Origin of the sequence: Bradyrhizobium amphicarpaeae, assembly GCF_002266435.3 — a bacterium.
GTDB classification, from domain to species: domain Bacteria; phylum Pseudomonadota; class Alphaproteobacteria; order Rhizobiales; family Xanthobacteraceae; genus Bradyrhizobium; species Bradyrhizobium amphicarpaeae.
Genome location: NZ_CP029426.2, coordinates 1,721,211 through 1,735,449, shown reverse-complemented (window position 1 = coordinate 1,735,449; position 14,239 = coordinate 1,721,211). Strand labels below are relative to the sequence as shown.

At 64.4% G+C, this 14,239-nt stretch carries 11 protein-coding genes; 8 read left to right on the top strand and 3 right to left on the bottom strand.

All coding sequences use genetic code 11. The features are described from left to right. Nucleotides 1-187 precede the first annotated feature (187 nt). Nucleotides 188-1,834 (bottom strand): phosphoglucomutase (alpha-D-glucose-1,6-bisphosphate-dependent), encoded by a 1,647-nt coding sequence (gene pgm, locus CIT40_RS08240; protein ID WP_094892759.1) that lies wholly within the window; start codon nucleotides 1,832-1,834, stop codon nucleotides 188-190. Nucleotides 1,835-2,060: 226 nt separating this feature from the next. Between pgm and CIT40_RS08235 the strand changes: the two genes are divergently transcribed. Together CIT40_RS08235 and CIT40_RS08230 are read left to right on the top strand one after the other, a co-directional pair. After that, a complete protein-coding gene (locus CIT40_RS08235) occupies nucleotides 2,061-3,197 on the top strand; it encodes an alpha/beta hydrolase family protein (protein ID WP_094892760.1) in 1,137 nt (378 codons plus the stop codon). 50 nt (nucleotides 3,198-3,247) lie between these two features. Beyond that, on the top strand, nucleotides 3,248-4,012 hold the full coding sequence (locus CIT40_RS08230) for a transglycosylase SLT domain-containing protein (RefSeq protein WP_094892761.1): 765 nt from the start codon (nucleotides 3,248-3,250) through the stop codon (nucleotides 4,010-4,012). A gap of 3 nt (nucleotides 4,013-4,015) precedes the next feature. Here CIT40_RS08230 and CIT40_RS08225 read toward each other — a convergent pair whose 3' ends face one another. Continuing rightward, nucleotides 4,016-4,852 (bottom strand): response regulator transcription factor, encoded by an 837-nt coding sequence (locus CIT40_RS08225; RefSeq protein ID WP_094892762.1) that lies wholly within the window; start codon nucleotides 4,850-4,852, stop codon nucleotides 4,016-4,018. 294 nt (nucleotides 4,853-5,146) lie between these two features. Here CIT40_RS08225 and CIT40_RS08220 point away from each other — a divergent pair, with 294 nt between their 5' ends. Then, nucleotides 5,147-6,304: an acyltransferase family protein gene (locus tag CIT40_RS08220; protein ID WP_094892763.1), complete on the top strand. Its 1,158-nt coding sequence runs from the start codon at nucleotides 5,147-5,149 to the stop codon at nucleotides 6,302-6,304. 175 nt (nucleotides 6,305-6,479) lie between these two features. On the opposite strand, the gene CIT40_RS08215 is transcribed toward CIT40_RS08220, so the two are convergent. After that, complete coding sequence (locus CIT40_RS08215) at nucleotides 6,480-7,355, bottom strand: aldose 1-epimerase family protein (protein WP_094892806.1); 876 nt, start codon at nucleotides 7,353-7,355, stop codon at nucleotides 6,480-6,482. A gap of 169 nt (nucleotides 7,356-7,524) precedes the next feature. On the opposite strand from CIT40_RS08215, the gene CIT40_RS08210 reads away from it, so the two are divergent. The 5 genes from CIT40_RS08210 to CIT40_RS08190 all read left to right on the top strand — a co-directional run bounded on the left by CIT40_RS08210 (nucleotide 7,525) and on the right by CIT40_RS08190 (nucleotide 14,064). Beyond that, the gene (locus CIT40_RS08210; protein ID WP_094892764.1) at nucleotides 7,525-8,628 is read left to right on the top strand and encodes a glycosyltransferase family 4 protein; all 1,104 of its coding nucleotides are present in this window, start codon (nucleotides 7,525-7,527) and stop codon (nucleotides 8,626-8,628) included. A gap of 251 nt (nucleotides 8,629-8,879) precedes the next feature. Further along, nucleotides 8,880-10,019: a glycosyltransferase gene (locus CIT40_RS08205; protein WP_094892765.1), complete on the top strand. Its 1,140-nt coding sequence runs from the start codon at nucleotides 8,880-8,882 to the stop codon at nucleotides 10,017-10,019. After that, complete coding sequence (locus tag CIT40_RS08200) at nucleotides 10,019-11,353, top strand: hypothetical protein (protein WP_094892766.1); 1,335 nt, start codon at nucleotides 10,019-10,021, stop codon at nucleotides 11,351-11,353. Before CIT40_RS08205 ends, CIT40_RS08200 begins: the two co-directional genes overlap by 1 nt. Nucleotides 11,354-11,384: 31 nt before the next feature. Beyond that, on the top strand, nucleotides 11,385-12,662 hold the full coding sequence (locus CIT40_RS08195) for a glycosyltransferase family 4 protein (RefSeq protein ID WP_094892767.1): 1,278 nt from the start codon (nucleotides 11,385-11,387) through the stop codon (nucleotides 12,660-12,662). Nucleotides 12,663-12,672: 10 nt separating this feature from the next. After that, entirely contained in the window at nucleotides 12,673-14,064 is a 1,392-nt protein-coding gene (locus CIT40_RS08190; protein WP_094892768.1) for a hypothetical protein, read from the top strand. Nucleotides 14,065-14,239 lie beyond the last annotated feature (175 nt).

Sequence of the window (14,239 nt, the reverse complement as noted above, 5' to 3'; positions counted from 1 at the left end):
TTGAGTTTGTGTATACAGGCTTACTTGATCTCATCGCCCGCGAAGGCGGGCGATCCAGTACGCCGTGGCGGGCGTCGCGTGCACCAAAATCAAGGCCACCGCGTACTGGCTTCCCCGCCTTCGCGGGGAATGACAGTGTGAGTGGGGCTCTCTCTTTGGGGAGGAAGAGATGGAGCAGATTCGGCAACTACGCCCCGAACACCTTGGCCAGGCCCGCCTTGGCCTCTTCCTGAATCCGCATCAGGTGCTCGGTGCTGCGGAAACTCTCCGCGTAGATCTTGTACACATCTTCCGTCCCCGACGGCCGCGCGGCGAACCAGCCGTAATCCGTCTCGACCTTGATGCCGCCGAACGGCTGGCCGTTGCCGGGCGCCTTGCTCAGCGTGGCGCGGACGGGATCGCCGGCGAGGTCCTTCAGGCCGAGCTGCTCGGGCGTGACTGACTTCAAGATGTTCTTCTGCGGCCCGGTCGCGGCGACGTCGATGCGGGCGTAATGCGGCACGCCGAACTCGGCGGTGAGATCATTGAAGAGCTGACTGGGATCACGGCCGGTCTTCGCCATGATCTCGGCGGCGAGCAGGCCGAGGATGACACCGTCCTTGTCGGTGGTCCACACGCCGCCGTCACGGCGCAGGAACGAGGCCCCTGCACTCTCCTCGCCGCCGAAGCCGAAGCCGCCGGTGAGGAGACCGTCGACGAACCATTTGAAGCCGACCGGCGTCTCCACCAGCTTGCGACCGAGTTTCTTGGCGACGCGATCGATGATCGAGCTCGACACCACGGTCTTGCCGATCGCGGCGTCCTTGCCCCAATTGGGACGGTGCGCGAACAAATAGGAGATCGCGGTCGCCAGATAATGGTTCGGATTCATCAGGCCGCCGGTGCGGGTGACGATGCCGTGGCGGTCGGCGTCGGTGTCGTTGGCAAAGGCGACGTCGAAACGGTCGCGCATCGCGATCAGGCTCGCCATGGCGTAGGGCGAGGAGCAGTCCATGCGGATCTTGCCGTCCCAGTCCAGTGTCATGAAACGGAAGGTCGGGTCGATCGCCTCGTTCACGACGGTGGCCTTCAGGCCGTAGCGCTCGATGATCGGATGCCAGTAATGCACGGCGGCGCCGCCGAGCGGGTCGATGCCGATATTGATGCCGGCGGATTTGATGAGGTCGAGATCGAGGACGTTGCCGAGATCGGCGACGTACGGCGTGACGAAATCATAGGCGTGGACGTTCGACGATTTCAGCGCCTTGGCATAGTCGATACGCTTTACGCCCTTGAGGCCGTCGGCGAGATAGGCGTTGGCGCGCTTCTCGACCACGCCGGTGACATCGGTGTCGGCCGGGCCGCCATGCGGCGGATTGTACTTGTAGCCGCCGTCCTCCGGGGGATTGTGCGAGGGCGTGATGACGACGCCGTCGGCAAGGCCGCTGGTGCGGCCCTTGTTGTAGGTGAGGATCGCATGAGAGATGACGGGCGTCGGCGTGTAGCCGCCGTCCTTGTCGATCATGATGTCGACGCCGTTGGCGGCGAACACCTCGACGGCACTGACCAGCGCCGGCTCGGCCAGCGCGTGGGTGTCGATGCCGATGAACAGCGGGCCGCTCAGGCCTTTTTCCTTGCGATGGTCGCAGATCGCCTGCGTGGTCGCGAGGATGTGGCCCTCGTTGAAAGTGTTCTTGAAGGACGTGCCGCGATGACCGGAGGTGCCGAACGCCACGCGCTGCGCGGGATCCGCGACATCGGGCTTGCCGGCGAAATAGGCCGTCACCAGCCGCGGAATGTTGGTGAGCGCGTCCGGCGAAGCCTGCTTGCCCGCCCCGGGATGAACATCAGCCACTGAAAATATCCTCGTCCTGTCTTACAGAGATCGCGCGACACCATAGCATCGGCCAAGCCCCCGCCAAGGGCACAACACCCGCGGTGGGGAAGGCGTTCCTTGGGGATTGCCCGTCGCCCGCGTGAGCGAAGCGATGTGCGGGGACTATCCGCCCCGGATGTCGCTTCGCTCATCCGGGCTACGGGACGTGCTATGCTCCACGTGCGTAACCCTGTCGAATCGTCCCATGATCCCTTGGCGCAAGCTCCTGCTGCTGATCGCCGGCCTCGTCGTGGCCGATGCGCCGGCGCGAGCCGCGGAGTTCTACACCGAGGATCTGCGCATCCCCATGGCAGAGGCCGGGCCGCAGGGGCTGGAGGCCTTTCTGGTCCGCCCGGCGGGGACGAAGCGCTATCCGCTGGCGCTGCTGAGCCACGGCTCGCCGCGCAGCTTCGACGACCGCGCGACGATGTCCGCGCACCGATATTACGGCATCGCGCTCGAATATGCCCGGCGCGGCTTTGCGGCGCTGATCCTGATGCGGCGCGGCTACGGCACCTCGCCCGGCGGACGCGTCGACAGCGTCGGCGGCTGCGCGAAGGCCGCCTATCTGCCCGCAGCCGCGGTCGCGGTTGCCGACCTGCGCGCCGCGATCGATGCGATGGCGCGCCGGGCCGACGTCACGACGACGGGCATGATCGCGGCCGGCCATTCCGCCGGCGGGCTCGCAACGGTCGCGCTCACCGCGCAGGCGCCGGCGGGTCTTGCCGCCGCCATCAGCTTCGCCGGCGGCCGCGGCTCGCGCGACGACGACGACGTCTGCAATCCCGACGGGCTGGTGCAGGCCTTCGCCGCCTTCGGCAAGACCTCGCGCGTGCCGATGCTCTGGGTCTATGCCACCAACGATTCGTATTTCGGCCCCGACCTCGCGCGCCGCCTCCATGACGGATTTCGCGCCGGTGGCGGCAACGCGACGTTCATCGCGGCGCCGCCGTTCGGCGACGACGGCCACTACCTTTATTCGGTGGCGAGCCGTCCGCAATGGACGCCCTATGTCGATATGTTCCTGCGCGAGCGCGGCCTGCTCGGCCGCGACATCCTGAGCCCGCCCGACCCGCTGCCGCCGCCGCGCCAGCTCAACGAGGCCGCGCGGACTGAGTTCGCGCGCTATCTCGCCAGCATGCTGCCGCACAAGGCGTTCGCCGTGTCGCCGAATGGCGGCTATGGCTGGCGCTCGGGGCACATCACGGCCGACGAGGCCCGGCGCGACTCGCTGGCGGCCTGCATGAAATGGTCGCCCACCTGCACGCTCTATGCGATCGACGACCGGCTGGCCGAACCCGCGCCAGCGACGTCCACCGACCAGAGCGCCCGCGCGCGCTAGCCGCCGTGCGTCGGAGCCGTTTGTTAACTCGGGCACTCTATGACGGAGCCATGCTGTGGGATCGGGCATGCTTCTGTCTCGGCGCGACGTGGCGACACGTGGCGGTGGTCCTGCTGTTGTCGGCTCCGCTCTGCGCGCACGCCGGAGACGGCAACACGGAGCTCGGCGCCGGCGAAACGCCGTCATCCCGGGCCACGATCCGGAAGATCATCGAGCGAGAAACCGCAAGCACCAATTTACCGGCCGATATCGCCGAGGCGGTCGTCTTCGTCGAAAGCGGCTACAATTCGGCCGTGATCGGCAGCGTCGGCGAAATCGGCCTGATGCAGGTGCGCCCCGAGACGGCGGCGATGCTGGGATTCCGGGGCAGTGATGCGGAACTCGCCGAACCCGACATCAACATTCATTATGGGGTGCTTTATCTCAGCCGGGCCTGGCGCCTGGCCGGCGGGGACATCTGCCGTGCCCTCATGAAATACCGGGCCGGCCATGGCGAGGAAGCGATGACCGCGCGGTCGCAGGTCTATTGCAACCGGGCGCGCAACCGTCTTGTCGCCATGAACTCGAAGGCGTTGTCGACCGAAGCTGCGGCTGCTCCGGAACCGGCGCCCCCGGTTACGGCTGTTGCCGTGGCAGCCCCTTCGACCAAACCGGCGAGCCGCCCGAAGCTGTCGGCGCAGCCCAAAACGGTCTATGCCCGCTATCGTCAGGGCACCGCGGCCGCCAGCCGTGCCTATTGGGCCGCGCACGAGGCCAGGATCAGCCAGATCAAGGCGCGCATCGAAGCACGATGGAAGCGCGTGGCGTCGCGTTGATTTCTACAGCCGCTCGCTGAGCGCGAGCTTGTAGCCGACGCCGGTGACGGTCGCGATCACGGGCGTGCCGCTGCCGACGAGCTTGCGGCGCAGCCGCGCCACCAGCGCATCGACGGTGCGGATGTCGACTTCGGCCTGGCGGTTGCTGACGACCTCGATCAGATAATCGCGGCTGAGCGGCCGTCCGTCGGCACCGACCAGCGCCGCGAGCAGATCGAATTCGGCGCGCGTCAGCGACACCGGCTTGCCATCGCCGCCGAGCAATTCGCGCCGGGTCAGGTCGATGATCCAGTCGCCAAAGGCGATCGAGTTGTGATTGCGGGCTGCCTTGCGGTCGAGCGAACGCCGCCGCAGCACACTGCGGGCGCGCGCGAGCAGGTCGCGCAGATTGATCGGCTTGGTGACGTAATGGTCGCCGGCGATCTCGAGACCGAGGATGCGATCGACGTCGGTGTCGCGGCGCGTCACGAAGATGATGCCCGCGTTGCTGGTCGCCTGGATCTCCTTGGCGAGCTCGAAGCCGTCACCGTCAGGCAGCTGCACGTCGAGGAAGATGAGATCGGTGCGCGCGCGCAATGCCTGGCGGCACTCCGCGCAGGAGCTGGCGCCGATCACGTCGAAATTGTTCTCGCTGAAATAGCCGACCAGCATGGTCCGCGTCACCGGATCGTCCTCGACGACGATCAGCCGTTCGCGGCCGGCGGGACGCAACTCCTTAAGTGCGGAATCAGCCACGGTCTTGGGTGTCCTGTGTGCCTGGGACCCGCCTTGGATGGCCTGCGGCCCGCCTTGGAGATTCAAGTCACCGCGCAACGCGCTGTCATGTGAACGGACATTCACGACTTGTTCGAGCCCCCGAAATTGCCTGATGGAATATTAGGCGCGTTGTGATGCGCAAACAATATTGGTCATGATCTCCAGGGATTAAGTATGAATTCGCCCACAATTCTCATTCTGCGCATCATAGCGCAGGACTGCACTCCAGAGGGCCTTGCGTCGGCCCGTGGCCGCCGATCCCGCACATTCGCCTTCAGACTCAACCGGCGGTTAACGTAAAAAAGGCCTCCGGCTTCGGAAAGCCCATCCGCGCCTCTATGGTCCCGCCTGCACAATGCGAAATACGGAGCAGGCGTGATGCAGGGGCAGGCCCGGTTGGCCGCCGGTCGAACCGAGCAAGGCACAGCGCCGTTCGGCCGTTCGCACACACTCGATGTCCTGCGCGGGCTCGCCATCGCCGGCGTGATGGCGATCCACGTCTCGCAATCATTTCCGTCGAATATCCACGCCGTCGACTACGCGTTCATGTGCGGCTGGACCGGCGTCAACGTGTTCTACTTCGTCAGCGCCATGACGATGTGCCTGATGTGGACGCAGCGTGTCGAAACCAGTCCGACGCGCAAGTTCTACATCCGCCGTGCCTTGCGCATCGCGCCGCTGTTCTGGCTCGCGATCCCGGTTTACCTCGTCATCAACGGCACCGGACCGAGCGACAACGCGCCCAACGGCATCGGGCCCGTTCAAGTGATCCTGACCGCGACGTTCCTGCACGGCTTCTGGCCGGACAGCGTCAACAGCGTGGTGCCCGGCGACTGGTCGATCGCGGCCGAGATGACCTTCTATCTCATCTTTCCGCTTCTGGTCACCGCGTTCGGATCGCGCCGCCATCTCTATGTCGCGCTGGCGATCGTGCTGCATCTCGTCAATGTCTGCCTGTTCAAGCCGTGGGCCTTCGCGCTGTTCTCCGCCTATTACGGCCCCGGCCACGAGGCATTCGTCTGGACCACGCTCCACATCAGCTTCCTGAACCAGTTGCCGGTCTTCCTGATCGGATGCGCGCTGTTCTTCTCGCTGCGCGACGGATTTGCCAAGTTGGACGCGGCGATCTATGCGGTCTTCATCGCACTGTCCTTTGTCGCCGACCGCGTCACCGGCTCGCACGAATTCAACTATCTGATGATCAACCTCGTGCTCGGCGCGCTGGTTGCCGGTTGCATCAAGCTTGCAATCCGCTTCCAGCCGCTCGAAGCGCTCGGCCGTAATTCCTATTCGATGTACCTGTCCCATTTCGCGGTGATCTACGGCCTGCGTCAGCTCTGGCCGCTCGCCGATGGACTGGTCTCGCTGCTCATCGCCTATGTCGTCACTGCGGCGCTGAGCTATCTCATCGCACGCGCGACATGGCATCTGGTCGAACGGCGCGCACAGGACCTGGCGCACCGCCTGACGTCCGGGGGATCGGATCGGGCGCGCCTCCGGCCGGCCATTGCCGCCACTGCGGCCGGTATGCGCTGAACGACGCCGCCTATCCCCACCAACCCCAGGGCTATCGCTTATGGCGCTCTGCACGACCCGAGCGCACGCCTCGTCCTTCGAGACGACCGCTTCGCGGTCTCCTCAGGATGAGGCTAAGTGGCATCAGTGCTTGTTGAAGTGCATCAAAGCCTGAGCGCCATCGGCCAACTGCGACTCAGGACGATCCGACCTCGATCCGGAACGCCAGTCGCTCCTCCGCACCCGGCGCGATATGCATCAAGCCCGGCTTGTCCGTGAACTCCCCGTCGAAGCCGGCGGGACTGGCGTAGCCGCGCCAGGGCTCGATACAGAGGAACGGCGCGCCCGACGGCTTCGACCAGACCCCGAGCTCGCGAAAGCCGCGCCATGACATTTTCAGCCAGGGGCCGGTGGACGCAGCATAGCGAACCGCGTCGCTCTCGATCCGGTCGAAGATGATGGCGTCATCGGCGAACAGGGATTCGGACAAGGGGAGCTGCGTGCCCTTGACGGGACCGGGCTCCGCGGTGGCGCGCAGCAGCCCGCCATCAAGACGGTGGACGGGAGAGGCTTCCGCCTTCGCAAAGATTAGCGCGTAATCCTCTTTCGCCCTTTCGGGTTTGAGCGGCCAGTTGAACGCAGGATGGCCGCCGATCGAAGCCGGCAACGTCTCCTTACCGGTGTTGGCGATCGTGAGCGTCAGATCGAGGCCGGACTCATCGATGACATACGCGGCCGTCAGACGGAACGCGAACGGATAGAGCGCGCGGGTCGTCTCGCTGTCTTCGAGCACCAGCGTGCAGCGGCTCTCGCCGCGCTCCGCCCATGCAAAGCGGCTGTCGCGCGCAAAGCCGTGCTGGGTCATCCGGTATGTCTTGCCCCGGTGCCGCAATTCGTCCCCGGCGAGGCGCCCTACGATCGGAAACAGCAGCGGCGCATGGCGCGGCCATTCCGGCCCGGCCTGCCAAACGAATTCGGTGATGCCGTCCTTCAGCGAGCACAGTTCGGCGCCGTGCGCCTTGACTGTCGCGCTGAGGGAGCCGCAGCGAAGGGAGTGGGTATCGTCACTCATGGCCGACATCTACACTGCGCCCCCACACGCAGCAAGGCGGCGCCAGCCATGCAGGTAGCGCTCCTCCACCGTGCAGGGCTGCGTCATATTTCTGTACCTAACGGTTGCTCCTTTGCGTTTCGTCCCCGGCGTGTCGGCCCGGACTCCGATCAACCATCGTGGTAGCCAATTGAAATTCTTCATCAACGGCCGCTTTCTGTCGCAAAAGCTCACCGGCGTTCAGCGTTATGCCGCCGAGATCGTCAAGGCGATCGACGTGCTTTTGGGGTCGGAGCAAACGCCCGCCTCGCTGCGAAATGCAGACTGGCAGTTGCTGACGCCCATGGATGCAAGCGAACAGCTTCAGCTGGAGCGAATCAAGATTCGCGCCGTCGGCCGCTTGCGCGGGCACGCCTGGGATCAAATCGACCTGGCGCGCGCCGCCGCGGGAGGACGCTTGATCAGTCTCGCCAATTCCGGCCCGGTGTTCCATCGCGACCACATTGTCGTGATCCACGACGCACAGGTCTTTCGCAGGCCCGACTTTTTCAACTGGCGCTATCTTACAGTTCACCGAACCATGGGCCAGCTGCTCGCCCGGCACGCAAGCATCGCAACCGTATCGGGCTTTTCGCGCAAAGAGCTTGCCGAAGTGCTGAATCTGCCGGCAACAGCGATCCCGGTCTTTCCCAATAGCGCAGAACACTTCGCCAGGACGAAGCCGGATCCCGGCATCATTGCCCGTCTCGGGATTCAGCCGCAGCATTTTTTCCTCTATGTCGGCTCCAGGACCAAGAACAAGAATCTTTCCGTCGCGATCCGGGCCATCGAGCTGCTCGACAGGCCTGACGTTCCACTGGTCATCGTCGGCGGCGATAACAGCAAGGTCTTTCAGGACAATTCCGGCGACGGAGCTTCCGGCCTGTTGCTGGCCGGGCGTCTGACGGACAGCGAGATCGCAGCGCTCTACGCGCAGGCATCGGCGTTCGTATTTCCCTCGCTCTATGAAGGTTTCGGCGTGCCGCCGCTCGAAGCCATGATCTTCGGCTGCCCGGTTATCGCCTCAAGAGCCGATGCGGTCGTTGAGACGTGCGGCGATGCGGCTGCGTATTTTGACGCCAATGATGCTGACGCATTGAAGCAGCTCATGCTCGAAAGATTGGCAACCGGCGCCCTATCCGTTCAGGAACGTATGACGCAACAGGAGCGCGTTGCATTCTATTCGTGGAAGAAATCGGCAAAGGCTCTGCTCGATCATCTCGCAGAGCCGGCAACCGTCGCCAGCGCTGCGTGAAATTCGACGCAACTCGCCTGTTGCGCGCAATGGTTTCTGCACAAACGGTTTGCAACTCGCGGCCTTTCGCGTGGTTCCGTGACGTTTTGTTTTTTGTGGCGATCGCGACGCGCGAATGATCATGGCGCAACATCACCACATCGCTGCCCCATTATCGCTACGTATTCGAGGAACTGTGTTTCGCACTAGCGAATACAGAACAGGGATACACGATGTCCGGCTCTCCGACGCAGCCTTATGCAAGGCAAACAATGAAAGTGCTGCACATCGCCGAGACGATTCGGGGCGGGATTGCGAGCTATTTGAACGAGTTGCATCCGCAGCAACAGACGAGCTTCGGCACCGACAATTTGCACTACGTCGTACCTTCGGATCATCGTCGCGATCTCCCCGCGGTTGATGACAACCAGATTACGACGTTCGAACGATCCGGCCGCGGCGTCGCCGGACTATTCCAGATGTTTCGCGCGAGCATGCAGGCCCTGGACGCCTTCAGGCCGGACGTAGTGCATCTGCATTCCTCGTTTGCAGGTCTCGTGCTCCGCCCCGCGCTCGCGGCCCGCTCGGACGGACCGCGCGTGGTCTATTGCCCACACGGCTGGGCATTTTCACGCGAGACCGGTCGCCTCAGCCATTTGGTGACAAAGGCGGCAGAAAACCTTCTCGCGCGAACGTCGGATCGAATCATCTGCATCTCCGGCGACGAGTTCAACGAAGCGGTCCGCGCGGGAATTCCGGCCAACCGTCTCACCCTCGTGCATAACGGCATCTCGAAGACGCGCTCGCCGCAGCCCGTCGCGGCGGAATGGACCTCCAAGAAGGTCAAGGTTCTTTTCATCGGACGCCTGGACCGCCAGAAGGGATTCGATCTCCTGATCGAAGCGGCGCGCACGCTCCAAGATGTGGTTGACATCCGCATGATCGGGGCCTCCGTCGTCAACAAATATGAAGGCCCGAGCGTCCCCTCCAACGTGTCCATGCTAGGCTGGCTCGACCGCCCGACCATCGAGACCCAGCTCGAGGCCGCAGATCTCGTCGTGATCCCGTCACGATGGGAGGCTTTCGGCCTGGTTGCCCTGGAAGCGATGCGCGCCGCAAAGCCCATCCTGGCATTCCGCAGTGGCGCGTTGCCCGAGATTGTCGTCGACGGTGTCACTGGCGTGTTGTGCGAGCCCGTCGCCGTTCAGCCGCTCGTCGACGGTTTCCGGCGGGCACTCGATCTCGATCTCAAGGTGCTGGGACAGCGCGGCTACGACCGGTTCAAGCAGTTTTACGACGTTCAGAAGACGCATGGGCAATTGCAGCAGGTCTATGCCGAGCTGCTCCACGACGACCGGACGCTGATCGAGGCGAAGGCAGGACTGCAGTCGGACTTCTCCAAGAATTTCTGATGGCCGGGCTCCCACGCACCTTGGTTCGCGACGGCCTGCGCCTCGCGAGCCTCATTGCATTCATTCTCGTGCCGGTCTCCGTCTGCGCACAGCAGGCTCAACCGCTCGATGCCCGATTCCTGCTGGGGGTCGGCACCCATCAGGGGCTGGGTGGCCCGGTGAGCGCGCGCGGATACGTGCCTTCGGAGAACATCGCGCAGATCAAGCAACTCGGCCTCAATGCCTTTCGCGATGATTTTCCCTGGTCCGATTTCGAGGTCGGGGGACGCCGGATGGGCTTCACGCCCAGGCTCGGCAGGCTCGAAGCACAGGTCAGGTCCGGCGTCGCGCGTCCCCTCCTGATCCTCGCCTTCGGCCATCATCTGGTTCCGAATTCCTCGCCGCCGACCACCGATGAAGCGCGGCAGCGGTTCGCCGACTATGCCGCGGCGGCCGCGCAATCGGTGGTGGCGCAGAACCCGGTCTTCGAACTCTGGAACGAATGGAATCTGGCGGCGAAGAAGGATCCGGCGTTCTCGCCGGAGAACTATCTGGCGCTCGCGCAAGTCGCTCGACCGGCGGTGAAACGGGTTGCACCGAATGCACCTTTCCTGGTCGGCGCGCTCGGCGACGATCCGGGCTGGACGTGGACCGAGAAGATGCTGCGGACCGGCATCCTCGAATATGCGGATGGCGCTTCGATCCATCTCTACAATTTCTGCATGGGCCCGAGCAAACGCACCTCGGCCGAAATCATCGACCGGCTCACGGCGTTTCACCGTCTCGTCGGCCAGGCCAGCGGAAACACCGACTTTCCGATCTATGTCACCGAGACGGGCTGGACCACGGCCAGCAACAAATGCGGCGTCAGCGAGCAGGCGCAGGCCGACAATACGGCGCAGCTGATCCTGTGGGCGTCGACCGCGGCGCGCTGGCTCAAGGGCATGTGGCTCTACGAGCTCAAGGACAGTGGACAGAACCCGTCGCAGCTGGAGGACAATTTCGGGCTCTATCGTTTCGACAATTCGCCGAAGCCCGTCGCCTGCGCGGCCCAGGGGGCCTGGGCCTTCATTCGCCCCAGCCTGAGTGCCGAGCGGCGCGAGCTCGCCAGCGGCGTCGTGTCGATCAATGCATCGACGGCTTCCGGCGGCAGAATTGCAGTCTGGTCCGAGACCCCGGACCGACGTTACGAAATTCGGCTCAAGGGCGATCAACAAGGCGCGAGCTTTGCGATGCCATGCGACCAGGCGGCGAGGCCTGCGTCCGGGGTCTGGATCCCCGTCTCGAGCACACCTGTTCTGATTGCAGCCAATGACAGTGCCGCTCCCGCCCTGGAGATCAGGCCGGCACGGTAGAGACGATTTTGCGAGACATGAGGTTGACGCGATGAAAGTTCTTTTGACATCCACGCTTTATCCGACGCCTCAGGCCCCAAAGATCGTCGGCGGCGCCGAGATCTTCGCCCGACGCTTCGCCGAAGGGCTGGCGCAGCGCGGTGACGAGGTGGAAGTGATCCGGGCCGCATCCACGCCCGGGCAAGCTCCGGAAACCTGCGACGGCATCAACGTGTATTCCGCGCCGGTGCGGAACGTGTATCTGCCCTTCACGGAGCAGAAGAACGTCGCATTGCGCAGCATCTGGCACGCGGTCGATGACTGGCAGATGCAGGCCCCCCTGATCGCGGAACGCATTCGGGCCTTCAAGCCCGACGTGCTGCATTCGAACAATTTGTCGGGACTCACCACCGCGATCTGGCGCGTTGCGGCCCAGCTCGGCGTTCCCGTGCTCCATACGCTTCACGACTATTATCTGACCTGCCCGCGCTGCTCCCGCTTCGACAAGGGGCGCTCCTGTGAGCACACCTGCACGAGCTGCAAACTTCTAACCTTTCATCGCAAGCGCGCCACGCATTGGCTCAGCGCCGTGGTCGGCGTGAGCGAGCGCGTCCTGTCCATTCACACCGACATGGGCATGTTCGCGGAGACGCCGATCCGCACCGTGATCCGCAACGCCTCCACCGAGCCGCCCCGCGCGCCCTATCCGCGTCCGGTCTGCACCACGGAAGTGACGTTCGGATTCATCGGCCGCCTCACGGAGGAAAAGGGCATCGACAACCTGATGCGGGCGCTGGCGCTGCTGCCTCCGGATCGCATCCGCATGTTGATCGCCGGTCGTGTCAGCGACGAGGAGCAACGACGCCTCAGAGCGCTCGCCCCGGATGCGCGGATCGAGTTCATGGGCTTCGTGGTGCCGGACGATTTCTACAAGCAAGTGGACGTGGTGATCGCCCCGTCGATCTGGCACGACCCGGGTCCGCTGGTCGTCGCAGATGCCAAGGCGGCAGGCAGGCCGCTGCTGGGAACCCGCTTCGGCGGCATGCCCGAGGTCATCGAGCACGGCGTTACAGGCTGGCTGACCGAAGCCGATCCGCAATCCCTGGCCAGGAGCATGCTGGCGGTCGCGGCCGATCCGCACAAGATCGACGAGATCAGCCGGCGCCTCATCGCCGATACCAACAAGTGGATATTTGCCGACGTGCTGTCTTCATACAAGAACCTGTATGAACAATTGCGCGAGCAGCGGATGTCGCATATGCGCGCAGCAACGACAGAAGCGCCACAGGGAGCGGCAGTCGTGGGCAAGGAACGCCTCATTCCGAGATGACACGCCGACCATGACACGCCTTTTGGCGATGGCGGGCTATGTCTATCAAAGCGCCGCCGCGATCATCCTGATCTTCGCGATCAGCCATCTGCTGCCCGCCGCCGACTACACCAGCTTTTCGCTCGCGCTGGCCTCGAGCCAATTGCTCTGCGTTCTGATGTTCGAGTGGCTCCAGCTGGCCGGACTGCGTTTTCTCGCCGCAGCCAGGGAGAACGAGGCGGCGCGGCTGAGGTGGTCGCTGTTTGCGGCAGGCCTGTCGAGCGCGGCCGCGCTGATCGTGGTCGGGAGTTGCGCCTCCCTGGCGAGTGCGCTCCCGGCAGGAATCATCGCGTTGGGTCTTTGCATATCCGTGCTTCAGGGCCTGACGGATCTCTACTTCCTGTCGATCCGTCTGTCCGACCGACTCGGCGTTGCATCCTCTCTCCTTGCGCTGCGTGCCACCGCGCTTCTGGTGGGGGCCGCGGCGGGAGGCGTGATTTCAGGGACGGCTGAAGCAGCGCTGCTCGGGATTACGTCGGGTCACCTGCTGGGCCTCGTCGCCGGGCTCGTTGCATACCGCACGCCGCTGGAGCGCGCCTCGTTGCAGGCAATGCTGACTGACTGGAAGGCTTTCGCCGGCTACGGCATGCTCGCGGCGGGTGCCTCCGTCATCCATTTGTCGGTGCCGGTGCTGCTCCGTGTCATCATTATCGGCCGGCTGGGCGCGACCGGGGCAGGCGCCGGATTTTCGATCGCGCTCGACCTGCTGCAGCGTCCGTTCTGGGTCCTCAACGCCGCGATCCACACCGTGAGCTATCCCGAGGTCGTCAAGGATTTCGAACACGGGACCGTCGCGAAGTCGGTTCAATCGGCCCGGCGGATGTTCGAATTCATGATCTGCACGACCCTCGTGCTGCTCGGCGGCCTGGTCGGCTTCATCCCGGATGCCGCCCGCATCCTGGTGCCGCGGGAGAGCCTCGACGGCTTCCTGGCGACGGCACCCACGGTGGCCGCCTTCTATTTCCTGCACACACATCTCCAGGCGACCGTCGCAGTGGTTCCACACCTGGAGAAGCTCGCGACCCGGCTCGTGGTCGTCGCGGCCGGTCAGTTCGCGATCGTCGCAGCCGTCGCGCTGGCGGCGGTATGGGCCGGACTGTCGCCGCGCCAGGCCGTCGGCTGCGCTGCGCTCGCCACCCTCGTCACGATCCTGGTCGCGCTTGGTCCGACCCTGCGGTTCGAGGCATTCCCGCGCTGGTCGCTGGTCATGCAGGCCCTTGCGGCCGCCATCCTGATCGGATCGCTCGCTGCGATGCCGACCGGGCCCGCGACATGGCTCGCCGGCAAGATCGTGATCGCCGCGATCGCGACGGCGGTCATCGGATGGCGCGGGGATTTTTTATTGCTGACCCGCCGCGGCTAGTTCGCCGCATCCGGGTCTGCGACACAGATCGGGTTCCGCATCAACTTCAGCAAAGAGCGGCTGCACCATTCCTGGGCAGCCACAACCATTGCGAGTAGATTAGAGAATTTAACCGCTAATCGAAGCGGCATCTGCGAGCTTCGCATGCAAGTCAGCGCATGAATTGCTCGAAAGG

What these genes read in the sequence shown, in the direction of transcription:
- CIT40_RS08235 (WP_094892760.1), top strand. Translation starts at nt 2,061, where the DNA reads ATGATCCCTTGGCGCAAGCTCCTGCTGCTGATCGCCGGCCTCGTCGTG.
- CIT40_RS08230 (WP_094892761.1), top strand. Translation starts at nt 3,248, where the DNA reads ATGCTGTGGGATCGGGCATGCTTCTGTCTCGGCGCGACGTGGCGACAC.
- CIT40_RS08220 (WP_094892763.1), top strand. Translation starts at nt 5,147, where the DNA reads ATGCAGGGGCAGGCCCGGTTGGCCGCCGGTCGAACCGAGCAAGGCACA.
- CIT40_RS08215 (WP_094892806.1), bottom strand. Translation starts at nt 7,355, where the DNA reads ATGAGTGACGATACCCACTCCCTTCGCTGCGGCTCCCTCAGCGCGACA.
- CIT40_RS08205 (WP_094892765.1), top strand. Translation starts at nt 8,880, where the DNA reads ATGAAAGTGCTGCACATCGCCGAGACGATTCGGGGCGGGATTGCGAGC.
- CIT40_RS08200 (WP_094892766.1), top strand. Translation starts at nt 10,019, where the DNA reads ATGGCCGGGCTCCCACGCACCTTGGTTCGCGACGGCCTGCGCCTCGCG.
- CIT40_RS08195 (WP_094892767.1), top strand. Translation starts at nt 11,385, where the DNA reads ATGAAAGTTCTTTTGACATCCACGCTTTATCCGACGCCTCAGGCCCCA.
- CIT40_RS08190 (WP_094892768.1), top strand. Translation starts at nt 12,673, where the DNA reads ATGACACGCCTTTTGGCGATGGCGGGCTATGTCTATCAAAGCGCCGCC.